At 52.9% G+C, this 22,121-nt stretch carries 21 protein-coding genes; 20 read left to right on the plus strand and 1 reads right to left on the minus strand.

What is annotated here, in order from left to right; genetic code table 11:
* The first annotated feature begins 113 nt into the window (after nt 1–113).
* The 10 genes from NXT09_RS01980 (at nt 114) to NXT09_RS02025 (ending at nt 9,559) form a co-directional block, all read left to right on the plus strand.
* Nucleotides 114–998 (plus strand): fumarylacetoacetate hydrolase family protein, encoded by an 885-nt coding sequence (locus NXT09_RS01980; protein WP_268578651.1) that lies wholly within the window; start codon nt 114–116, stop codon nt 996–998.
* A gap of 87 nt (nt 999–1,085) precedes the next feature.
* On the plus strand, nt 1,086–2,150 hold the full coding sequence (gene citC / locus NXT09_RS01985; protein ID WP_268578889.1) for a [citrate (pro-3S)-lyase] ligase: 1,065 nt from the start codon (nt 1,086–1,088) through the stop codon (nt 2,148–2,150).
* 23 nt (nt 2,151–2,173) lie between these two features.
* Complete coding sequence (gene citD / locus NXT09_RS01990; RefSeq protein ID WP_040031959.1) at nt 2,174–2,467, plus strand: citrate lyase acyl carrier protein; 294 nt, start codon at nt 2,174–2,176, stop codon at nt 2,465–2,467.
* Entirely contained in the window at nt 2,464–3,339 is an 876-nt protein-coding gene (gene citE, locus NXT09_RS01995; RefSeq protein ID WP_174870446.1) for a citrate (pro-3S)-lyase subunit beta, read from the plus strand. Before citD ends, citE begins: the two co-directional genes overlap by 4 nt.
* 53 nt (nt 3,340–3,392) lie before the next feature.
* The gene (gene citF / locus NXT09_RS02000; protein ID WP_268578652.1) at nt 3,393–4,922 is read left to right on the plus strand and encodes a citrate lyase subunit alpha; all 1,530 of its coding nucleotides are present in this window, start codon (nt 3,393–3,395) and stop codon (nt 4,920–4,922) included.
* Between the two features lie 26 nt (nt 4,923–4,948).
* Nucleotides 4,949–5,476: a citrate lyase holo-[acyl-carrier protein] synthase gene (gene citX / locus NXT09_RS02005; RefSeq protein WP_268578653.1), complete on the plus strand. Its 528-nt coding sequence runs from the start codon at nt 4,949–4,951 to the stop codon at nt 5,474–5,476.
* A complete protein-coding gene (gene citG, locus NXT09_RS02010) occupies nt 5,454–6,359 on the plus strand; it encodes a triphosphoribosyl-dephospho-CoA synthase CitG (protein ID WP_268578654.1) in 906 nt (301 codons plus the stop codon). The genes citX and citG overlap by 23 nt, the downstream gene beginning before the upstream one ends.
* 467 nt (nt 6,360–6,826) lie before the next feature.
* Complete coding sequence (locus tag NXT09_RS02015) at nt 6,827–7,582, plus strand: flagellar brake protein (RefSeq protein WP_014915103.1); 756 nt, start codon at nt 6,827–6,829, stop codon at nt 7,580–7,582.
* Between the two features lie 410 nt (nt 7,583–7,992).
* Nucleotides 7,993–8,199 (plus strand): hypothetical protein, encoded by a 207-nt coding sequence (locus NXT09_RS02020; RefSeq protein ID WP_205550794.1) that lies wholly within the window; start codon nt 7,993–7,995, stop codon nt 8,197–8,199.
* Nucleotides 8,189–9,559, plus strand: coding sequence for an APC family permease (locus tag NXT09_RS02025; RefSeq protein ID WP_205550792.1), 1,371 nt, complete (start codon nt 8,189–8,191; stop codon nt 9,557–9,559). The genes NXT09_RS02020 and NXT09_RS02025 overlap by 11 nt, the downstream gene beginning before the upstream one ends.
* Before the next feature lie 75 nt (nt 9,560–9,634).
* Here NXT09_RS02025 and sbcB read toward each other — a convergent pair whose 3' ends face one another.
* Nucleotides 9,635–11,062, minus strand: a complete 1,428-nt coding sequence (gene sbcB / locus NXT09_RS02030) for an exodeoxyribonuclease I (protein ID WP_268578655.1) — start codon at nt 11,060–11,062, stop codon at nt 9,635–9,637.
* Nucleotides 11,063–11,382: 320 nt separating this feature from the next.
* Between sbcB and NXT09_RS02035 the strand changes: the two genes are divergently transcribed.
* The 10 genes from NXT09_RS02035 (at nt 11,383) to kdsB (ending at nt 21,995) form a co-directional block, all read left to right on the plus strand.
* Complete coding sequence (locus NXT09_RS02035) at nt 11,383–12,327, plus strand: siderophore ABC transporter substrate-binding protein (protein ID WP_370690893.1); 945 nt, start codon at nt 11,383–11,385, stop codon at nt 12,325–12,327.
* Between the two features lie 21 nt (nt 12,328–12,348).
* The gene (locus NXT09_RS02040) at nt 12,349–13,311 is read left to right on the plus strand and encodes an ABC transporter permease (protein WP_174868240.1); all 963 of its coding nucleotides are present in this window, start codon (nt 12,349–12,351) and stop codon (nt 13,309–13,311) included.
* Nucleotides 13,298–14,305: an iron chelate uptake ABC transporter family permease subunit gene (locus NXT09_RS02045; RefSeq protein ID WP_370690889.1), complete on the plus strand. Its 1,008-nt coding sequence runs from the start codon at nt 13,298–13,300 to the stop codon at nt 14,303–14,305. Before NXT09_RS02040 ends, NXT09_RS02045 begins: the two co-directional genes overlap by 14 nt.
* The gene (locus NXT09_RS02050; RefSeq protein WP_268578657.1) at nt 14,302–15,060 is read left to right on the plus strand and encodes an iron ABC transporter ATP-binding protein; all 759 of its coding nucleotides are present in this window, start codon (nt 14,302–14,304) and stop codon (nt 15,058–15,060) included. The genes NXT09_RS02045 and NXT09_RS02050 overlap by 4 nt, the downstream gene beginning before the upstream one ends.
* Before the next feature lie 132 nt (nt 15,061–15,192).
* Complete coding sequence (gene tmaR / locus NXT09_RS02055) at nt 15,193–15,510, plus strand: PTS system regulator TmaR (RefSeq protein ID WP_005967626.1); 318 nt, start codon at nt 15,193–15,195, stop codon at nt 15,508–15,510.
* Nucleotides 15,511–15,894: 384 nt separating this feature from the next.
* Nucleotides 15,895–18,168 (plus strand): ComEC family protein, encoded by a 2,274-nt coding sequence (locus NXT09_RS02060; protein WP_268578891.1) that lies wholly within the window; start codon nt 15,895–15,897, stop codon nt 18,166–18,168.
* 37 nt (nt 18,169–18,205) lie between these two features.
* Nucleotides 18,206–19,954: a lipid A ABC transporter ATP-binding protein/permease MsbA gene (msbA, locus tag NXT09_RS02065; RefSeq protein ID WP_240585713.1), complete on the plus strand. Its 1,749-nt coding sequence runs from the start codon at nt 18,206–18,208 to the stop codon at nt 19,952–19,954.
* Nucleotides 19,951–20,952, plus strand: coding sequence for a tetraacyldisaccharide 4'-kinase (gene lpxK / locus NXT09_RS02070; protein ID WP_268578658.1), 1,002 nt, complete (start codon nt 19,951–19,953; stop codon nt 20,950–20,952). The genes msbA and lpxK overlap by 4 nt, the downstream gene beginning before the upstream one ends.
* Before the next feature lie 111 nt (nt 20,953–21,063).
* The gene (locus NXT09_RS02075) at nt 21,064–21,246 is read left to right on the plus strand and encodes a Trm112 family protein (protein ID WP_005967647.1); all 183 of its coding nucleotides are present in this window, start codon (nt 21,064–21,066) and stop codon (nt 21,244–21,246) included.
* A complete protein-coding gene (kdsB, locus tag NXT09_RS02080) occupies nt 21,243–21,995 on the plus strand; it encodes a 3-deoxy-manno-octulosonate cytidylyltransferase (protein WP_205550783.1) in 753 nt (250 codons plus the stop codon). Before NXT09_RS02075 ends, kdsB begins: the two co-directional genes overlap by 4 nt.
* Nucleotides 21,996–22,121 lie beyond the last annotated feature (126 nt).

The raw sequence follows: 22,121 nt of genomic DNA on the forward strand, positions 1-22,121 counted from the left end.
CATTCAGAAAATAAAAAGGCGCTGAGCTAAATAAGTATTACGTTGAGAAATGAGCTGAGTTAACAGAATAAAAACCGCCACTGCGCGTGGGTTTATTTTGCACAGGAAATATTATGAAACTTGCAAGCTATCGTTATAACGGTAAGGACAGTTACGGCATTTATACGCCAACGGGATTAATCGATCTCGGCGGTAAAATTGGCCACCGTTACCCCGATCTGAAAACACTGCTGGCGCAGAATGCGCTACATGTGGCACACGAATTGAGTATGAGCACGCCGGATATTCCGGTCGCAGATGTGACGTTCTTACCGGTTATTACCGCACCGGGGAAAATACTGTGCGTGGGGATGAATTACGCCGCTAAACGTCAGGAATTTAATGAAGAGAATCCCGCACCAACATTATTTGTGCGCTTTGCTGATTCGCAAACCGGACATGCGACGCCGGTGATCAAACCGCATTACTCCAGCGAGTTCGATTATGAAGGCGAGCTGGCAGTCGTTATCGGTAAAGGTGGACAGAATATAGCTCAGGATGTCGCGCTCTCTCATGTTGCAGGCTACAGCTGCTACATGGATGGTTCTGCGCGTGACTGGCAGCACAGCTGGTTTACCGCTGGCAAGAACTGGCAGAAAACCGGCGCATTCGGCCCCTATCTGACCACCACGGATGAAATTCCCGATCCGCATGTGCTGGCAATCCGCACGTATCTGAATGGCCGCATGGTGCAGGACGACAATACCAGCAGCATGATCCACAAAGTCGCGGAATTGATTGAGTACATCAGTACCTTCACCGAGCTGAGTGCCGGCGACGTGATCATTACTGGTTCACCGGGCGGCGTGGGTAAAAAACGCAATCCGCCGCTGTTTATGAAAGCGGGCGACTGTATTGAAGTTGAAATCGAAAACATTGGCCATTTGCGTAACACGATCGTGGATGCCGCTGCGCCAGTGAAATCAGTTCCGGCAGCCGCTGAAGCCGTCGCGCACTGAATATCCGTGTCAGTACCAGGCTGTCGGCACTAAACCGGCAGCCTGCAATAGATTGTCTAAATAATTCGAGTTGCAGGAAGAACCGTGATGTATGCCAATGATTCCGTCTTTTTTGACACGCTGGATGTGCGCCTTCGGGAGCAGGAGAGGAACGCGGTGCGCCAGTTCCTTGCACATTGCCAGCTCGGCATGGATGACGATATTGACATCGTGGTGGTTGGCAAACGTGGCGGGCGGCTGATTGCCTGCGCGGGGCTGGCCGCCAACACCATTAAGTGCGTTGCGGTCGATCCGGAATTCAGACACCTCAATCTGGGCGTGCAGGTGGTGAATGAAGTCATGCAGCAGGCGGCGCTGCGCGGCCACTTCCACCTGTTTCTCTATACCCGACCGGAAAATGTCGACATCTTTCGCGGATGTGGCTTCTACCCCCTGGCGTGCTATCAGGATAGCGCGGTGCTGATGGAAAACACGCCGATTGGCATCCAGCAGTATTGCCAGTCTTTGGCGGCCTTTGCGCACTCTGAACCGCTTGCTACGCGAACAGATAAAAAGATCGGCGCGATTGTGATGAACGCGAACCCTTTCACACTGGGTCACCGCTATCTGGCGGAGCATGCGGCACAGTCGTGTGACTGGCTGCACGTATTCGTAGTGCGGGAAGATGTGTCCTTTTTCCCGTTCAGTGAACGTCTGGATATGGTGCAGCGCGGCGTGGAACACATCCGCAATGTGACGGTACATGCTGGTTCGAACTACATGATCTCTAAGGCGACCTTTCCCGGCTATTTCCTGAAGGAAGAGAAACTCATCACCCGTGCCCATGCGGCGCTGGATTTAATTATTTTCAGGAAATATATCGCGCCGGCGCTCGGTATTACCCAGCGCTTCGTCGGCACCGAACCCTTTTGCCCAGTGACGTATCAGTACAACCAGGACATGCACTACTGGCTGGAGAAAGACCAGACGGTGTCTTCCCCGGCGTTAAACGTGGTTGAAATTGAACGTAAACGGCAAACCTCAGGACTGGCTATTTCCGCCTCGGAAGTCAGGAAATTACTCAAACTTCGGCAGTACAGCCGTATTCAGGACATCGTACCGGCCTCAACCTTTGCGCATTTACAGCACTACTACGAACCCGAATACGCGTAATTAAAATTAATCAGGATAAGTCTATGAAGATTGTTAAGGAGTCCCTTGCAGGCACCTTTGAATCCAGCGATTTGCTGGTCAAAGTGGCACCGGCAGACGGGAAACTCACCGTGGTCATCAACAGTGAAGTGATGAAACAGTTCGGTCACCAAATCAAACAGGTCGTGAATGACACGCTGAAAGAGCTGGGCGTACAGGAAGGGACGATCATTGTGGATGACAAAGGCGCGCTGGATTGTGTCATCCGTGCTCGCGTGCAAAGCGCGGTACTGCGTGCCGCAGACGGACAGCAGATTGAATGGGAGAAATTGTCATGAATAAACTTCGCCGCAGTATGTTATTCCTCCCGGGTGCGAACGCCGCCATGCTGTCCAATGCGTTTATCTACAAGCCTGACTCCATTATGTTCGATCTGGAAGATGCCGTTTCCCTGCGCGAGAAAGATACCGCGCGCCTGCTGGTTTTCCATGCGCTCCAACACCCAATGTACCGTGATATTGAAACCGTGGTACGTATCAACCAGCTCAGTACGCCGTTTGGCCTGCTGGATCTGGAAGCGGCCGTGCGCGGCGGTGCCGATGTGATTCGCCTGCCGAAAACTGACTCTACTGACGATGTCGATGAGCTGGAACACCATCTGGTTCGTATCGAAAAAGCCTGCGGTCGTGAAGTTGGCTCTACGCGCATCATGGCCGCGATTGAGTCGGCGGTTGGCGTGATTAACGCCGTCGCGATTGCACGCTCTTCCGAACGCATGATCGGCATTGCACTAGCGGCGTTCGACTATGTGATGGATATGCAAACGGAACGCGGTGACGGCACGGAGCTGTTTTATGCCCGTTGTGCGGTGCTGCATGCGGCTCGCGCTGCCGGTATCGACGCTTTTGATGTGGTCTATCCCAACGTTAATGACGATGCGGGCTTCCTGAAAGAAGTCGATCTGATCCGCAGGCTGGGTTTCAACGGTAAATCTCTGATCAACCCACGTCAGATTGAGCTGTTACACAACGCTTATGCCCCGACACAGGATGAAGTGGACTATTCCCATCTGGTGATCAAAGCCGCCGAAGAGGGCGAACGTGCCGGTCTGGGCGTGATTTCCCTGAACGGGAAAATGATCGACGGGCCGATTATCGACCACGCCAGAAGCGTGCTGGGACGTGCTCAGGCCTCCGGCGTTCGCAAATAGCCATTGCGTGATTGCACCGCAATTGCCGCTCTCAGGAATCACAGGATTAGACAATGAGTCATTTTATTGAAGCACTGCAAAAGCAGTACCCGGAAAAACGCAATCTGCAACCCTTCGTCAACGCTAATCAACATACGCCGTGGCTGAATGATGTCGCACAAAAGCATGAACGCAAACTGTGCGCCGATCTGGAAGAGGCGATTCGTCATAGCGGACTGAAAGACGGGATGACGATCTCTTTCCACCACCATTTCCGCGAAGGCGATAAAGTCATTAATCGGGTGATTGATACGCTGGCACGGATGGGGTTTCGCGATCTGACGCTGGCATCCAGCTCGCTGATGAGCTGTAACGCATCGCTGATCGACCATATTAAAGCGGGCGTAGTCAGCCGGATTTACACCTCGGGGATGCGCGGCAAACTGGCCGATGCCATTTCTCATGGGTTAATGAAAGAACCGGTACAGATTCATTCCCACGGCGGTCGCGTCCATCTGCTGCAAAGCGGTGAACTGAATATTGACGTTGCGTTTCTGGGGGTGCCGTGCAGCGATGAATTTGGCAATGCCAATGGCACCGCCGGGAAATCAAGCTGCGGTTCGCTGGGCTATGCGATGGTCGATGCGCAGTTTGCCCGTAAAGTGGTGCTGTTGACCGAAGCGCTGGTGCCATTCCCGAACATGCCGGCCAGCATTGTGCAGGATCAGGTGGACTACATCGTTCAGGTCGATGAAGTTGGCGATCCGGCCAAAATCAGCGTCGGTGCGGCGCGCGTCACCAGCAACCCACGCGAGCTGCTGATTGCCCGTTCCGCGGCAGACGTGATTGAACATGCCGGTTATTTCAAAAATGGTTTCTCGATCCAGACCGGTTCCGGTGCGGCTTCGACGGCGTGTACGCGTTTCCTCGAAGATAAAATGCGTCAGCAGAATATCGTGGCGCGCTTCGCCCTCGGCGGTATCACCGGCGGTATTGTCGATCTGCACGAAAAAGGGCTGATCGAAAAACTGATCGATACCCAGTGTTTCGATGCCAATGCAGCGGCGTCGCTGGCGAAGAACCCAAATCACGTCGAGATCTCCACTAACGTTTACGCCAACCCCAGTTCTAAAGCGGCCTGCTGCGATCAGCTTGATATGGTGATTCTCAGCGCGCTGGAAATTGACACCGACTTTAATGTCAACGTGATCACCGGTTCAGACGGCGTGATGCGCGGTGCGTCCGGCGGGCACTGTGACGTCGCAACGGCAGCGAACCTGACCATCGTTGTTGCGCCGCTGATTCGTAGCCGCATCCCGACCGTGGTGCGTCAGGTGACGACGCGGGTTACGCCGGGAGAAAGCATTGACGTACTGGTGACCGATCACGGCATTGCCGTCAACCCGGCGCGCCCTGAGGTAGCTGAACGCCTGAAACAGGCGGGGCTGACAGTGATGACGATTGAAGCGCTGTATCAGCGTGCGATTGCGCTGGTGGGTGAACCACGCGCTATCGAGTTTCACGATCGCATCGTCGGTGTGATTCGCTATCGCGATGGCAGCGTGATTGACGTCGTTCGTCAGGTGAAAGAAGCCGACGAATAAGCGGTAAACGCATGAGGGAATCGACGATGACAAAGACTGTTTCCATCTCGCTGGAAACCCTACTCGCGGCGAAGGAACGCCGCGCAGTTCGCCAACAAGAATGGCTTGCCCGCCACGGTGCGACGCTGGTGTCGCTGACGCTGGTCACGCCGGGGCCGATAAAAGATAGCGAAAGCTATCGGCAGGTGATGGCCGAAGCCATTACGTCATTTGCCTTGCTGTGTCAGATGCGGGGGTGGACGGTGCTGGAGCAGCAAACACTCTGGCTGGCAACGGGCGCGGAAGGGCTGTGGGCGATCACCAAAGATGCGCTGTCTGTAAAAGCCGCGACTATTGCGCTGGAAGATAACCATGAGCTGGGACGGCTATGGGATTTCGACATCTTCAGCCCGGAAGAGGGATCGATTGGCCGGTCGATGCTGGCGCACAGCGGGCGCACTTGCCTATTGTGCGACCAGATGGCACACGCCTGTAGTCGTTCGCGCCGCCATTCGCTGCCTGAGCTACTCGAGCACATTGAGGAAAAGGTCAATGCCTACTTTACGCCAGCCTGACGGTGTACTGTCGGTTGCGGTATCCCGTTCCGTAGTCGGCGATTATCGGGAGCGCGACTCGTTACCGGATATCGACCGGCGCGTGGCGAATGCGCTGATGATGGAAGTGATGCTGACGCCGAAGCCCGGACTGGTGGACCGCGCCAATAACGGATCTCACCGCGATATGGATGTCGCGCTGTTTCAGATCAGCATTCAGGCGATCTCCCCCTGGTTCCGGCATTTTACCGACGCGGGTTATCAGCACGCTAACACACCGCTAGCGCAGTTGCTGTCTCTGGTTCGGCCTATCGGTATAGCCTGCGAACAGGCGATGCTGTCAGCGACGAAAGGTGTGAATACCCATAAAGGTGGGATTTTCGCGTTTGGCCTGCTGTGTACCGCCGCTGGTTGGCTGGCAGGGCGGGGAGAGCGTGTAACGCAGCGCAGCCTGTGCGATAGCGTGGCAGCAATGTGTCACGATTTAGTGCGAAATGAGCTGGAGACGTGTTCTGGAGCGGCGACGGCGGGTGAACATCTCTATCAGCGTCATGGCCTGACGGGGGCGAGGGGAGAAGCTGCCAGCGGTTTCAATACCGTATGCCAGTATGCGTTGCCTGCCTTGCAGCAGGCAATGGCTGCCGGGGCGGATGACGACACCGCGTTGTTACACACGCTACTGGTGTTGATGGCTCACAATCCTGACACCAATGTCGTTTCACGCGGCGGCATGGATGGACTGGCGTTTGTGCAAGATTACGCACGGAGATTGCTGATTGGTCCGCTGGATCGTCAGGCGTTGAGAGAAATGGACGCCGCGCTGATTGCCAAAAATCTTAGCCCCGGCGGCAGCGCCGATCTACTGGCGTTAACCTGGCTGCTGTATCACTATCCTGCCGAATAGCAAATGAACGGGGCGATAAAAGACGCTGGCAGCGACGCGCTGGTAGCCGCGGCACATTTTATTATTTGACCGCGCCTTAACACTTTTCCTCTTGTTCCACTAAAGTTATTGAGAAAATTGCCGATATCGTTTTCACCAACTTCTACCCGTCATACTTCGAGTTACGTACGTGCTGGCTGCTCAAATTCCTTTCTACGAGTTTGTTCTTCGCTTGTCACGTGACGAGGCGCATAAGCGTGCCTCGCCCTAAGGGCCAACGTTTTACGTGGTTCAAAACGATAGCGTTTTGTCCTGTCATTCGATGTATTTAAGGTAGGTTTCATGCTGTTTTAGGTACTCCGAGTAATCGTTTTCAATATGCAGCCAGTGCAGTGCATCGTGTTGGCACACATGGGACTTGAAAGATAACGAAGAGGCGTGCATCAATATAAGCCATTGACACATACTCTGTGTAAACAATGGTGGGGATGAAAGCGGTGAATGAAAATTTGAAAGAGCAGTTTGTTAAGCGCAACAAACTGGCCATCTGTGCAACACTGCGCGAGTTAAAGAAGAATGATACGTCTTTGATGGTTCATCATTCTCACGGACAGTTCATCAGTAAAATTCTTGACGTTGTACCCGATAACAACCTGTTTGTCTTCGATTTAGGCGGCATTGAGCGTGAGAATAACCGCGCGCTGTATGCGGGGGCGCTGTCTTTTGTTGCAGAACCTGCCGGTGCAAAAGTTGAATTCAATGCTGAAATTGCGAAAACGGTAACTTACGACGGGCTGCCAGCCTTTAGCGCGCAGATTCCTGAACTGCTTTATCTTATCCAACGCAGAACCTATTTCCGCATCAACACGCCGCTGTGGCCACCGTTGACGTGCCGTGGTGAACTGCCGGATGAGAGCGTTTTCCTGTTCACCATCAAAGATCTCTCTTTGGGTGGATTGAGTCTGTATACCGACCGTGATACCACGGGGCTGTTGACCGAAGGCGACATCATTAAGAGCGTGGAGATGGATCTGGCTGACCACGGTTTTTTCTGTGTTGATTTGCAGTTCGTCGGTCAGGCAATGGTGAAGATCGTCGATAACAAAGGTGAATTGAAACTGACGCAGCGTTTGAGCTTCAAGTTCCCTTCACTGAACGCGTCGCAGGAACGGGATCTTCAGCAGGTGATTTTTGAGTTGGAAAGATTACAAAACGAAAAGAAAAAGCGATTCCAGGAGTTGTAATTTTTAAGCACAACGTTTTGTTTGGGCTTCACACATAACAGCAACGTTTTTATAACGAGTATTCGCTTATTTATCCTACTTATTACCCATAAGTCATGCGAAAAGCCAACGTATGGGCTTCTCGAAGAAGGGTAGGGATAAATAAATGGTTTCCAACGTTCTCAGAGCCTTGTCAGATGAGATCGAGTGGTGCAGAATACGCGCCTTGCAAATAACCGACGTCTAATAGCGTCGGTTATTTTTTTACATTTATGCTCGTCAACCTTCAAGGTTACAGGGGTATTGGTGTGGTTTCTTACCTTCTCTGTAGCTCAAGTTTGCTGGGTATAGGGTCTTCAACCAAAGAGGCCGGACAACGATCCGGATAGATAATTTTGTGTGTGCCTGTGAGCACAGTGAGGAAAGGAAAGATGGGGCAATTAACACGTTTCGCACCGGTGCCCGCCGGTTTGTGCTGCAAAGGTATTGGTTATGGCGCGACGCAGTCGCAAGTTATCTCTGGTGCTATTACAGCCACCTCTTCTCATCGTGATTCAGGCGAGTCCTGTATCCATTCATTTGTTTCCGGTGCGTATGCGCCTGCCGTGATGAACGGAGGTGTGCGCCATGTCGCTTGATTCTCAGCTGCCTAATGCTGGCGCAAAACGTGCTCAGTTAAAAAGAACGCTCACGCTGTGGCCTGTCGTTATGATGGGGCTGGCGTACATGCAGCCGATGACCATCTTTGATACCTTCGGTATCGTGTCTGGCCTGACCGACGGTCATGTGGCGACGGCCTATGCGTTTGCGCTGGTCGCCATTCTGTTCACGGCGCTGAGCTATGGCAAATTGGTAAAACGTTTCCCATCTGCGGGTTCTGCTTATACCTATGCGCAAAAAGCGATCAGCCCGCACGTTGGGTTCATGGTCGGCTGGTCATCACTGCTGGACTACCTGTTCATGCCGATGATCAATATCCTGCTGGCGAAAATCTATCTGGAAGCGATCTTCCCCGGTGTACCGTCATGGATTTTTGTGGCGGCGCTAGTCGGCTTGATGACGCTGTTTAACCTGCGCGGCATCAGTCTGGTTGCTAACCTGAACTCCATTATCGTGGTGGTGCAGGTTGCGATCATGGCGGTATTCCTCGGTCTGGTGATTCACGGTGTTTATCTGGGCGAAGGGGCTGGTACGCTGGCCAGTACGCGTCCGTTCTGGTCTGAGAACGCCCACGTGGTGCCGATGATTACCGGTGCAACCATTCTCTGCTTCTCGTTCCTTGGTTTTGACGGCATCAGCTCGCTGTCGGAAGAAACGCAGGATGCCGGTCGGGTGATTCCAAAAGCCATCTTCCTGACGGCGCTGATCGGCGGCGTGATCTTTGTTGCCGTGGCGTACTTCCTGCAACTGTATTTCCCGGATATCTCGCGCTTTAAAGAGCCAGATGCATCTCAGCCGGAAATCATGCTGTACGTTGCGGGTAAATTCTTCCAGTCCGTTATTCTGGTGTTCTCCTGCGTCACCGTACTGGCATCTGGTATGGCGGCACATGCAGGCGTGTCTCGCCTGATGTATGTCATGGGTCGTGATGGTGTATTCCCAGAGCGTTTCTTCGGCTATATCCACCCGAAATGGCGTACGCCGTCTTTGAACGTCTTGCTGGTTGGCGTGATTGCACTGTCTGCGGTGTCGTTCGATCTGGTGACGGCCACTGCGCTGATCAACTTCGGTGCGCTGGTGGCGTTTACGTTCGTGAACCTGTCGGTCATTTCACAGTTCTATATTCGTGAGCGCCGTAACCGCACGGTGAAAGACACCATTAACTTCCTCGTGATGCCTGTGCTGGGCGCGTTGACGGTAGGTGCACTGTGGGTGAATCTGGAAGCCAGCTCGATGACGCTGGGTCTGGTATGGGCAACGATTGGATTGCTCTATCTGGCATTTGTGACGCGCAGTTTCCGTCAGCCAGTACCGCAATGTAGCGAAGAGCCGGTTTAAATAAACCGACGACTTGCATGAAAGAAAAAGCGGAGCCCATGTGCTCCGCTTTTTTTATGGCGCTAGGTGGCTATCTTAGCCCACCAGCTCCTGCGCATAGGCGTACAGCGCTTTTAGCTGTGCCATCTTCTCTTTATCATCTTCGTGCAGTTGATACAGATTGCTGAGTTCTGACAGATAGTCCTGCAAGCGCTCCGGCGTAAATACTGCACGCCGATGCTGTAACCAACGCTGCTGTTCGCGGTCGTCCAGCGTGCCGGGGAAATTACGGGCGCGATAGCGGAAGAGCAGCGGTTCCAGACGATTATCGGCAAACGTGAGATCTAGCGCGGGCAGGTTCTGCGGGGCGGTCTCCTGAATAATCTTCATCGCCATGCGGTCGGCATCGCCAAAGAAACCATCATAAAGCCGTAAATCGACATCATCAGATGCGGCGAACGCGGGGGCTTCAGCAAACAGCTCCACCACTTTTTCTCTGACGCTCGCGTTGTTGCGCAGCAGCGTCAAATTGTCCAGACAGCGCTGACGATCGATGCCCAATCTTTCCGCATCTTCCTTCCGTAAGGTATTGGCCGGTGCTAAGACCGGACATTTATTGATGTGCACCAGCTTGAGTGGAACGGCACTCTGATTCGCTTCCAGCGCATCACGGCGGGTATATAACCGCTCGCGTAATGCTGCGCTGTCCAGCTCCAGCAGCGGTGTCATATCGCCAGCCAGATCGCACATGATGACCGCATTACGGTTGTCCGGATGCCAGGCGAGCGGCACAACCCAACTGGTATTGCTCCTCGCCGCGCCAAACATGCCAGACACGTGAACGAGCGGCTTCATTTGCGGGATATCAATCAGCGCGGAAATTTTGTTTTTGTTACGCAGCGGGAACAGATATTCAAACAGTTTAGGCTGCGCCTGCTTGAACAGCTTCGCCATAGCGATGGTGGCATAAACGTCGGACATCGCATCATGCGCCTGTTCGTGCGAAATACCGTTGGCTTTCGTCAGATGCTCAAGGCGGAAACTGGGCAGGCCGTCATCGTTTTCCGGCCACACGATACCTTCCGGTCGCAGGGCATAGCAGGCACGTAATGCATCCAACAAATCCCAGCGGGAATTGCCGTTTTGCCAGCTGTAGGCGTAAGGATCGTAGAAGTTGCGATAGAAAATGTTGCGGCTGACTTCATCATCAAAGCGAATGTTGTTGTAGCCCATAATGCAGGTGCCGGGCACGCTGAACGCGTCGTGGATCTGACGGGCAAATTCCGCTTCATTGACGCCTTTTGCCAGCGCGACCTGTGGCGTAATGCCGGTGATCATCACCGCTTCTGGTTCCGGCAGGTAATCATCCGCCGGACGACAATAAATGACGAGCGGCTCACCGATAATATTGAAATCCATATCGGTACGGACACCCGCAAACTGCGCGGGGCGATCGCGTGCTGGATGTTTACCGAACGTCTCGTAGTCATGTATGAAAAAAGTGGGTTGTGTTTTCTCGGCCATATATGCAGTTAGCTACGTGTGCGCGCTGAGCCTGAAATCAGGCAAAACAATCTGGAAAACGGCAAGGATACCATTGAATCCACTTTTCTGTGGCGCTTTCCTGATTTGCATCACTTCCCTGATTTGCATCACTTCCCTGACTTACATCAATAGGGGGTAGACAGAATCGCTAGGCATGACTGTGTCCATTCGGTTACAATTTTCGTTCTAATGCGAATGATAATTAAATTCTTTATTACCCCGTAGATCACTCTGCGAGGTGGCATTCGGCAACAAACAGCGAAATGGAGAACACACTTATGCGGTTAAATGCGGTGCGATTGAATGCAGCGTTTGCAGTGAAGGCGACGTTATTGGCATCTATGTTTGTTCTGGCCGGCTGCGATCAGCAGGCATCGTCTTCAGAAGGAAGTCACACGGTCAGCATTGAGCATGCGCAGGGCACCACTCAGGTTCCACAGCCGCCGAAGAAAGTGATTGTGTTTGATCCTGCCTCATTGGATACGCTGGACGCGTTGAAGGTTGAAGGGATTGCCGGTGTACCAAAAAGCAGCACGCCGCTGCCCGCGTTCTTATCAAAATATAACAGCGATACTTACCTGAACGCCGGGACGCTGTTTGAACCTGCCTATGAAGCGCTCAGCAGTGCGAAGCCCGATCTGATTATTGCCGGTGGACGTACGCGCGATGCCTACGACAAGTTGAGCGGTATTGCGCCGACGATCTCAATGGATGTGGATGAGCACCAGTTTATGACGAGCTTTATCCAACGCATCGAGCAACTGGGCACCATCTTCGGCAAAGAAGATGAAGCGAAGAAACAGATTGATGATTTCAAACAGCAGATCTCCCAAACGCGCGCTAAAACGGAAAATGCAGGCAATGCGCTGGTTCTGATGGTCAGCGGCGGCAAAATGTCTGCCTACGGTCCTAAGTCGCGCTTTGGCTTCGTGTTTGATGAGCTGGGCTTTAAACCCGCGACCGAGTTCCCTGAATCCGGCCGTCATGGCAACGTGGTGACCTCAGAATTCTTGCTGAGCGTGAACCCAGAGTGGCTGTTCATCCTCGATCGTGACAGTGCGATTGGTCGCCCAGGTGGCGAATCGGCACAGCAGGTGCTGGATAATCCGTTGATTCACAAAACAAACGCCTGGAAAAATAATCGCGTGATCTATCTGGATTCTGCATCGCTGTATATCGCTGGGGGGCTGCAAAGCTATAAAAACCTCGTGACTACCGTCAGTGTCGCGTTAGATAAGCAATAACGGCAGGTTACGGCAGAATCAATGAAGTCTCTTTACTATTCGCTGGGCCTCGTTTTTCTGGCCTGCATGATCGTTGTCAGTCTGTTTGTTGGGGCAGGGCAACTGAATATGCAGGCTGTGTGGAACGACCCGGAAATGCGCGATATTTTCTTTATCAGCCGCGTTCCTCGCACGCTAGCTTTGCTGCTGGCAGGCAGCGCCATGAGTGTGGCTGGTCTCATCATGCAGCTGCTGACGCAAAACCGTTTTGTCGAACCGTCTCTGGCGGGGACCACACAGTCGGCTAGCTTAGGTTTACTGGTGGTGATGATCGCCGTGCCCGGTGCGACGATTTTCACCAAGATGGTGGTGGCGAGCCTGTTCGCTTTAGCGGGTACCTTCCTGTTCATGATGCTGCTCCAGCGGATTGTGCTGAAATCTGCGCTGGTAGTGCCGCTGGTTGGCATTATGCTGGGTGCGGTGATCAGTTCAATCACCACGTTTGGCGCGATGTATTTTGATCTGCTACAGGCGCTCGGCAGTTGGGAGTCCGGCGATTTCTCCGGTGTCTTGCAGGGGCGTTACGAGCTGCTCTGGCTGGTTGGGGCGTTAACGCTGGTGGCCTGCTGGATTGCTGACCGCTTCACGGTCGCAGGCATGGGGCGCGAGTTCTCCGTTAATGTCGGCCTTAATTATCGGCAAGTGATGATGATGGGGTTGAGCATTATCGCCATCGTCAGCGGTGTGGTAGTCGTGGTGGTCGGCAGCTTGCCGTTTATCGGGCTGATCGTGCCGAATCTGATCAGCATGATGATGGGCGACAATGTGCGCAAAACGATCCCGTGGGTGTGCCTGCTCGGCGGCGGTCTGGTGCTGTGCTGCGATATCATTAGCCGCGTGATTCGCTATCCTTTCGAGATTCCGGTGAGTGTGATTCTTGGCGTCATTGGCGCTGCCGTTTTCCTTCTCTTATTGCTAAGCCAGAAACGCCATGTCAGTCAATGAACGTAATACGGTGCTGACCGGACCCGTCAGCGAAGAACGTGCAGGGTTATCGCCGACGCAGCGGTTGATGTGGCTGGTTATCGCTGCTGCTGTGGTGATCGTACTGTTTATGACCATCAATCTAGGCAGCAACCTGCGCTACATTTTGACGCACCGCGGGCTGATGTTGACGACGATGCTGCTGGTAGCGTTTGCCGCCAGTGCGTCGACGGTGCTGTTTCAAACGGTGACGAATAACCGGGTGCTGACGCCGTCGATTATGGGGTTTGAAGCCCTGTTTATCCTGATTCAGACCTCGCTGGTATTTGTTTTCGGCATTAGCGGCATTCCGGGGCTGGGTGTTGAAGGCAAGTTCGTTCTTGAGACGCTGCTGCTTATTCTCTTCTCCGCGCTGCTGTATCGCTGGCTGTTTACTGGCAGTCGAAATAACCTGCATCTGGTTTTACTGGTCGGGATTATCTGCGGCACGCTGTTTCGCAGCATGGCGGGCTTAATGCAACGCCTGCTGACGCCCGGCGAGTTCGCCATCTTACAGGGGCGGATGTTTGCCACCTTCACCCGTACTGTGCCTGAACTGGTGGCGCTGTCGGTTGGAATTACGCTGGCGGTCGCGGTGGTGATCTGGCGTATGCGCTTTCGGTTTGATGTACTGGCGCTGGGGCGTAATAACGCGATTAACCTGGGTATCGACTACAAGCGCAGCGTCACGATCATTCTGCTTCTGGTTTCCGTGCTGGTTGCCATTTCAACGGCGCTGGTCGGGCCGCTCACCTTTTTGGGCTTTATGGTCGCAAACCTTGCCTATTTAGTGATTGGTTCAAGCCAGCATCGCCTGTTACTGCCAGCGGCTTTCCTGCTGGGCGTCATTTCACTGGTTGGTGGACAGTTGGTGCTTGAGCATCTGCTGGATATGTCTGGGGCGCTGTCGGTCGTGATCGAATTTGTGGGTGGATCGCTGTTTATTGTGTTGCTACTGAAAAAGGTTTCCGTGTGATTGAGATCGGCAATGTAACCAAAGCGTATAACAACGTTAAGGTATTAGATAATGTCACCGCGACGGTGCCGCGCGGTGGCGTCACGTCGATTATCGGCCCGAATGGTGCAGGGAAGTCGACATTGTTGTCCATCATCAGCCGCCTGCTGGACGCGGATCGCGGACAGGTAAAGGTCAACGGCATGGACGTGATGACCACGCCAAGCGATAAGCTGGCGACGTGTTTGTCCGTGCTGCGTCAGGAAAACCAGTTTACCAGCCGCTTAACGGTAGCAGAGCTGGTAGGTTTCGGTCGCTATCCTTATACCAAAGGGCGACTAAATGCTGACGATCGTGAACGCATCAGCGCCGCGCTGGCATTCCTCAACCTGACCGAATTGAAAGATCGCTTTTTAGATGAGCTTTCCGGCGGCCAGCGTCAACGAGCCTATGTCGCGATGGTACTGTGTCAGGACACGGAATACGTGCTGCTGGATGAACCGCTGAATAATCTGGATATGAAACACGCGGTGGCGATGATGAAACAGATTCGCCGTGCGGCCGATGAACTAGGCAAAACCATCGTGCTGGTTATCCACGATATCAACTTCGCGTCTGCCTATTCGGATTACATTATTGCGATGCGCAAAGGGCAGATCATCTACACGGGAAAACCGGAAGACATCATGGTACCCGAGGTGTTGGAGGATATCTTCGATACGGAAGTGGCTATCGAGCAGGTTCATAACCAGCGTATCGCGGTATATTATCGTTGATGGTTGATGACAGATTATCCGCTCAGCGAGGTGTTAGCGCAAAGGGCGTAAGCACTGCTTGAAAGACGCTGGGTATAACCTGTATGGTGAATGCATAAAGAATTTATGTATGACTTAAGGTAAGGGTAAAAGATGGATAAGGACACTAAGCCGTGTTTCCAGGATGTGCTGGAATTCGTGCGCATGTTTCGTCGTAAAAACAAACTTCAGCGTGAAATCGTCGACAACGAAAAGAAAATTCGTGATAACCAGAAGCGTGTTCTGCTGCTGGACAACCTGAGCGAATATCTTAAACCTGGCATGTCCATTGAGGACGTACAGAATATCATCGCCAACATGCGCGGTGATTATGAAGACCGCGTTGATGACTACATCATCAAAAACGCCGATCTGTCGAAAGAACGCCGTGAGCTGTCTAAAAAGCTGAAGGCGATGGGCGAAGTTAAGTAACCTGACGCACCATTTCTTATGGTAAACAGCTATGGTAAATAGCTACTGTAAACGGCTCCGCTGTAAAAGGATCGCTTCTGCGGTCCTTTTTCTTTTGGCTCTTACGCCACATCCTGCTTTTTTGCTTATCCACTTATTTGACGGTCTGTGGTGACCGTTAATGATTTTGTCGCTGCTGATGATGTCAAACGCCCCGAGAATTGGAATCCAGCTCGCATGCCGAATGCCGTTTTTTGCAAGTTAACCACTTTCTTGCGAGGCACTTTCCTACCTGCGTTTTTTGTTCTGTTGCATGAGGTTGAGTTATTGCAACATTCCTGAGCGAACAACAAGGGAAGAGGGAAGGATGTGGCATGGCAAAGGACGATGTCAGTAACAGGGATGATGTCAGTAAATAGTCTGGCTTGGGCGAGCGTGCTGGGTATTCTGCCGTTGCTTTTCTTACCACAGATTCCCGCGCAAATGCTGCTGTGGTGGGGTATTGGGCTATCCACCTGTGTGATGCTTATTGGATATCGTCACGCGGGGATACGGTGTGTGGCGCTTGTTGCCATGAGTTTTTGCTGGGCATCGTTGAATGCTCAAACCTTACTGTTACAGATTGAGCGCGTTACGCAGGGTCAGGTTAACGCTGTCGTGACGATCAGCAGCATACGGTTCAATGAGCATGATGATGATTGGATCACGGTTCGGCTGGAAGAGATCAATCAGCGCCGGATCTTCCCTCCGTTATATGCCCAACTGACCTTATCACCGGCTATGGAAAACTGGTGTGGTGGTCAACGTTGGGCAATCACCGCCAGCTTACGGCCTATTCACAGTCGACTCAATGAAGGCGGCTTTGATAGCCAACGCTGGGCGATAGCCAAACGGCAACCGTTGTCGGGTCGTGTGATAACGGCAAAGGCGGTTGATAGCCATTGTGACTTTCGCCAGCGCACAATTGTACAGGCGGAGCAGCAGGTACAGGGACTAGCGTGGCGTTCTATTTTACTGGCGCTGACGTTTGGTGAGATGAAAACAGTTAGCCCAGAACTCAAGACGCTGCTTCAGAATACTGGGACGATGCACCTGATGGCGATCTCTGGCCTCCATATTGTGCTTGCGGGTCTGGTTGGTTGGGGAATGGCGCGGGCGTTACAGTACGGCTTTCCTGTGCAGTGGATTGGCTATCGTTTCCCATTGCTGACGAGCGCTGTGGTTGCCTGGGGATATGTCTGGCTGGCAGGGGGAAATCCGCCTGCGGTGCGATCTGCTCTGGCGCTTAGCGTATGGGTCTGCCTAAAAGTGTGGAGCGTCAACGGCTCAGCCTGGCAGGTCTGGCTATGGTGTGTCGCGTTGATTCTGGTCAGCGATCCATTGAGCGTACTGTCAGACAGTTTTTGGCTATCTTGCCTTGCTGTCGCATCGCTAATTTTCTGGTTTCAATGGGCACCGCTTCCTCATCGGCTGCAGACCCGACGGCGTTGGTTCTGGCTGCGCTGGATCCACCTGCAAACGGGAATCACGCTGCTATTAATGCCCTTGCAGCTTCATATTTTCCACGGCTTCAGTATCACTTCACTGCCCGCAAACCTTTGGGCTGTGCCTTTGGTATCCTTCGTTACCACTCCGCTCATTTTGCTGGCATTGAGCACGCTGGAATTCGCACCGCTGAGTGAAATGCTCTGGTGGCTGGCGGATATTTCGCTGCGTGTGGTATTTGCTCCGTTGACCTATTTACAGACGGGGTGGGTGTATCTTGACGCATCGCTGCTGCTCGTGAGCGTCGCGGGCTGGGGCGCGGTTGTGATATGGCGCTTTAGCTGGTGGCGCGCCTATCCGACAAGTGTCAGTGCCCTGATTGTGGTTTTACTGGTCTTTCGCATAAAGACTGATGAGCCGGATTGGCGTGTGGACATGTTGGATGTCGGTCATGGTCTGGCGATTGTGATCGAACAGCGTGGAAAAGCAGTGCTATACGACACGGGAAACCGCTGGGAAGGGGGCGATATGGCGACGCGAGAAATTCTACCCTACCTGCGATGGCGGGGAGTTAACGTGGAAAACATTATCCTGAGCCATAGCCATATGGATCACATCGGGGGGCTGGAAACACTACAGCTTGCTTACCCTGAAGCAACGATATATAGCGCGACCAACGCGATGAATCATCGTTCTTGCCTACGCGGCGAGCGTTGGCGCTGGCAGGATCTCACGTTTACCGTGCTGTGGCCCTTAGCGCTTGTCGAGAGAGCAGAAAATAACGACTCCTGCGTTATCCGTGTTGATGATGGAAAATACAGCGTCTTACTGACGGGCGATCTGGAGTCGGATGCGGAAAACGCATTGATTAGGCTAGAGCGCGGTGCGCTGCGTGCGAATTTGTTACAAATCCCTCACCATGGCAGTAAGACATCATCATCGCCTCCCTTCATTCGTGCGGTTAATGCCGAGTTTGCTATGGCTTCTGCGGCGCGTTATAACCCGTGGCGGTTGCCTTCAGTAAAGATTGTTGAACGATATCGACAATATGGCTACTCATGGCTGGATACCGCGTCATTTGGGCAGTTAAGTGCTCGTTTTTTCAGCGATTCATGGCGCATTTTGCGGTTTAGGGATCACATATCGTCTCGTTGGTATCATCAGTGGTTTGGCGTAGAGCGGTATAATGAGTAAAATGGTCGGCTATTTCTTCCCGATTCAGGTTCACTACATGCTGAATGATAAAGATCTCTCCACCTGGCAGACGTTTCGCCGCCTATGGCCGATGATCTCTCCTTTCAAGGCAGGGCTTGCTGCTGCTGCAATCGCACTCATTATTAACGCCGCTGGCGATACATTGATGCTCTCCCTGCTTAAGCCCTTGCTGGATGAAGGGTTTGGCAAAGCGGAACGTTCCGTATTGCTCTGGATGCCGCTGGTCGTCATTGGGTTGATGCTAGTAAGAGGGCTCTCTGGCTTTGTCTCCAGCTACTGTGTTGCCTGGGTTTCCGGCAAAGTGGTGATGAATATGCGTCGCCGCTTGTTCTCCCATATCATGGGAATGCCCGTGGCGTTCTTCGATCAACAGTCAACTGGTACGCTGCTTTCTCGCATCACCTATGATTCGGAGCAGGTTGCGGCGTCGTCATCTGGTGCGTTGATTACGGTTGTCAGAGAAGGGGCCTCAATTATCGGCCTGTTTATTCTGATGTTCTACTACAGCTGGCAGTTGTCCATCATTCTGATTGTGATTGCGCCAATCGTATCGATTGCCATGCGTGTGGTATCCAAACGCTTCCGCAATATCAGTAAAAACATGCAGGATACGATGGGGCATGTCACCACCAGCACGGAGCAAATGCTTAAAGGCCACAAAGAAGTGCTGATGTTTGGCGGTCAGGAAGTTGAAACCAAGCGTTTTGATCAGGTCAGCAACCGGATGCGTCAGCAGGGCATGAAAATGGTATCCGCGTCGTCGATTTCCGACCCTATTATCCAGTTGATTGCTTCGCTGGCGTTGGCCTTTGTGCTGTATGCCGCCAGCTTCCCCAGCGTGATGGAAACGCTAACTGCGGGGACAATCACAGTCGTGTTCTCTTCCATGATCGCCCTGATGCGTCCGTTAAAATCACTGACCAACGTTAACGCGCAGTTCCAGCGTGGTATGGCCGCGTGCCAGACGCTGTTTGCGATTCTTGACATGGAGCAGGAACGTGACACGGGCAAACTCGAGATCGAGCGTGCGAAAGGTGAACTCGAATTCCGTCAGGTGAATTTCGCTTATCCGGGAAGAGAAAATCTGGCGCTTAAGAATATCAATCTGCATATTCCCGTGGGTAAAACGGTAGCGTTGGTTGGTCGCTCTGGTTCCGGTAAATCAACGATTGCCAGTTTGATCACGCGTTTTTACGACATTCAATCAGGTGAAATCCTGCTCGATGGTCACGACCTACGTGAGTATCGCCTGGCCTCCTTGCGTAATCAGGTGGCGCTGGTTTCTCAAAACGTCCATCTGTTCAACGATACGGTAGCGAACAACATCGCCTATGCACGCAATGAGCACTACAGCCGTGAGGAAATTGAGCGTGCGGCGACAATGGCGTATGCGATGGATTTCATCAATAAGATGGAACACGGTCTGGATACGATCATTGGTGAAAATGGCGTGATGCTTTCTGGCGGACAGCGGCAGCGTATCGCGATTGCCCGTGCGCTATTGCGTGATAGCCCGATCCTGATATTGGATGAGGCGACGTCGGCACTGGACACGGAATCTGAACGTGCCATTCAGTCTGCATTAGACGAGTTGCAAAAAGATCGTACCGCGCTGGTGATTGCACATCGCCTTTCCACGATTGAAAAGGCGGATGAGATTCTGGTGGTGGAAGACGGCAGAATCATTGAACGTGGTGGCCATGCTGCGTTACTGGCGGCGAACGGTGCTTATGCTCAGTTGCATAAAATGCAGTTTGGCGAATGATTGAGCGCATCTGGTCTGGACGGTCGCCGCTCTATTGGCTGTTGCTGCCGCTTTCGTGGCTATACGGACTCATCACGTTTCTGATTCGCCAGAGCTATCGATTGGGATGGCGGAAAAGCTGGCGATCTCCCGTGCCCGTCGTGGTGGTGGGGAATTTGACGGCGGGTGGCAACGGGAAAACACCGGTAGTCATTTGGCTCGTCGAACAGCTGCAACGCAGGGGCTATCGTGTTGGCGTGGTATCACGCGGTTACGGTGGGAAAGCTGAACGTTACCCGCTGCTGCTGGATGAGTCGGTAACGACGGCGCAGGCTGGCGATGAACCGGTGCTGATTTTCCAGCGTACCGGTGCGCCCGTTGCGGTCGCTCCCCGTCGGCGAGATGCCGTGAGTGCGTTATTGGCACAGCACTCGCTGGATATGGTGATCACCGACGATGGATTACAGCACTATGCGTTGGAAAGAGATATTGAGCTGGTTGTGATTGACGGAGTGCGGCGTTTTGGCAACGGATGGTGGCTACCTGCTGGTCCAATGCGGGAAAGAGAAAGTCGTCTGGCGTCGGTGGATGCCGTTATTGTTAACGGCGGCACGCCGCGAACAAACGAGATAGGCATGACATTAACGGCGGGTATGGCGATTAACTTACTTTCTGGAGAGTCACGGCCGCTGAGCCAACTGCATGATGTCGTTGCGATGGCAGGCATCGGACATCCTCCGCGTTTTTTTGCCACGCTGCGCGATGCTGGTGTTAGCATTTCACGTGAAGTCGCTTTTGCTGACCATCAATCGTACCAGCCAGAACAGCTCAACTCGCTGACCCAGGATGCGACACAGCCGCTGCTGATGACGGAAAAAGATGCCGTAAAATGTAAGGCATTTGCTCAGGATAACTGGTGGTACTTGCCCGTCGATGCGGTGCTGGCTGAGCCCTACGGCACGCAATTGCTCGACAAACTGGAAAATGTGCTTAATCGGAATACGGGCAGCAGAGCATGAATTGGTCTGCTACCACGGTTTCAGATATCCCTTGTGGATATCACCTTATTAGATCGCTGTCATAGCGAGAAAGAATATGCCGGTCATCGATCGGCCAAAGATGGAGGAAGCATGGATCACCGTTTACTTGAGATTGTTGCCTGTCCTGTTTGTAATGGTCGGCTGTACTTTAATAAAGAGAAACTGGAACTGATCTGCAAGGTTGATGGTTTGGCCTATCCGGTTCGTGATGGTATCCCTGTGCTGCTGGAAAACGAAGCGCGTAAACTCGGGGCTGATGAGATAACACAATGACCTTTACTGTGATCATTCCTGCGCGTTTTGCGTCAAGCCGACTGCCGGGTAAGCCGTTGGCGGACATCAATGGCAAACCGATGGTCGTCCATGTGATGGAGCGGGCGCTGGAATCGGGGGCGCAGCGCGTTATTGTGGCCACCGATCATCCCGACGTCGAAGCTGCCGTGCAGCAAGCCGGTGGGGAAGTGTGCCTGACCCGCGCCGATCATAATTCTGGCACAGAGCGTCTGGCTGAAGTCATCGAGCGTTACGGTTTTACCGATGATGACATCATCGTGAACGTTCAGGGCGATGAACCGCTCATTCCTTCCGTTATCATTCGTCAGGTGGCAGAAAACCTCGCTGCCAGTAAAGCAGGGATGGCGACGCTGGCGGTGCCGATTGAAACCAGTGAAGAAGCATTCAACCCGAATGCGGTAAAAGTCGTTACTGACGCTGAAGGATACGCGCTCTATTTTTCCCGTGCGACTATCCCCTGGGACAGAGAGCGTTTTGCTCAGTCTAAGGAAACCATTGGCGATCACTTCCTGCGCCATATCGGCATCTATGCTTACCGTGCGGGCTTTGTGCGTCGTTATGTCACTTGGGCGCCGAGCCAGCTGGAACAAATCGAATTATTGGAGCAACTGCGGGTGCTGTGGTACGGCGAGAAAATTCACGTTGCGGTCGCCAAAGCTATTCCTAGCGTCGGCGTGGATACCCCAGAAGATCTGGCCCGTGTACGACACGTCATGGCGAATCAGTAAGATCTATCACGCTATGCTGTGATGAATACGTCATGGGGGAATCTATTCTTACCGGAATAGATTTTCTCCATGACGTTTTTTCTTTATGCGATATATTATCTTTTAAATTATTTAGCACTTATTTAG

Origin of the sequence: Pectobacterium jejuense (genome assembly GCF_026800125.1) — a bacterium.
In the GTDB taxonomy this organism is placed as follows: Bacteria; Pseudomonadota; Gammaproteobacteria; order Enterobacterales; family Enterobacteriaceae; genus Pectobacterium; species Pectobacterium jejuense.

Excerpts from the sequence above, each read along its gene's own strand:
- NXT09_RS01980 (WP_268578651.1), top strand. The coding sequence starts at position 114 with ATGAAACTTGCAAGCTATCGTTATAACGGTAAGGACAGTTACGGCATT.
- citC (WP_268578889.1), top strand. The coding sequence starts at position 1,086 with ATGTATGCCAATGATTCCGTCTTTTTTGACACGCTGGATGTGCGCCTT.
- NXT09_RS02020 (WP_205550794.1), top strand. The coding sequence starts at position 7,993 with ATGGGGCAATTAACACGTTTCGCACCGGTGCCCGCCGGTTTGTGCTGC.
- citE (WP_174870446.1), top strand. The coding sequence starts at position 2,464 with ATGAATAAACTTCGCCGCAGTATGTTATTCCTCCCGGGTGCGAACGCC.
- NXT09_RS02075 (WP_005967647.1), top strand. The coding sequence starts at position 21,064 with ATGGATCACCGTTTACTTGAGATTGTTGCCTGTCCTGTTTGTAATGGT.
- kdsB (WP_205550783.1), top strand. The coding sequence starts at position 21,243 with ATGACCTTTACTGTGATCATTCCTGCGCGTTTTGCGTCAAGCCGACTG.
- citG (WP_268578654.1), top strand. The coding sequence starts at position 5,454 with ATGCCTACTTTACGCCAGCCTGACGGTGTACTGTCGGTTGCGGTATCC.
- citX (WP_268578653.1), top strand. The coding sequence starts at position 4,949 with ATGACAAAGACTGTTTCCATCTCGCTGGAAACCCTACTCGCGGCGAAG.
- NXT09_RS02015 (WP_014915103.1), top strand. The coding sequence starts at position 6,827 with ATGAAAGCGGTGAATGAAAATTTGAAAGAGCAGTTTGTTAAGCGCAAC.
- NXT09_RS02045 (WP_370690889.1), top strand. The coding sequence starts at position 13,298 with ATGTCAGTCAATGAACGTAATACGGTGCTGACCGGACCCGTCAGCGAA.
- citF (WP_268578652.1), top strand. The coding sequence starts at position 3,393 with ATGAGTCATTTTATTGAAGCACTGCAAAAGCAGTACCCGGAAAAACGC.
- NXT09_RS02040 (WP_174868240.1), top strand. The coding sequence starts at position 12,349 with ATGAAGTCTCTTTACTATTCGCTGGGCCTCGTTTTTCTGGCCTGCATG.
- NXT09_RS02060 (WP_268578891.1), top strand. The coding sequence starts at position 15,895 with ATGTCAGTAAATAGTCTGGCTTGGGCGAGCGTGCTGGGTATTCTGCCG.
- NXT09_RS02025 (WP_205550792.1), top strand. The coding sequence starts at position 8,189 with ATGTCGCTTGATTCTCAGCTGCCTAATGCTGGCGCAAAACGTGCTCAG.
- tmaR (WP_005967626.1), top strand. The coding sequence starts at position 15,193 with ATGGATAAGGACACTAAGCCGTGTTTCCAGGATGTGCTGGAATTCGTG.
- msbA (WP_240585713.1), top strand. The coding sequence starts at position 18,206 with ATGCTGAATGATAAAGATCTCTCCACCTGGCAGACGTTTCGCCGCCTA.
- lpxK (WP_268578658.1), top strand. The coding sequence starts at position 19,951 with ATGATTGAGCGCATCTGGTCTGGACGGTCGCCGCTCTATTGGCTGTTG.
- citD (WP_040031959.1), top strand. The coding sequence starts at position 2,174 with ATGAAGATTGTTAAGGAGTCCCTTGCAGGCACCTTTGAATCCAGCGAT.
- sbcB (WP_268578655.1), bottom strand. The coding sequence starts at position 11,062 with ATGGCCGAGAAAACACAACCCACTTTTTTCATACATGACTACGAGACG.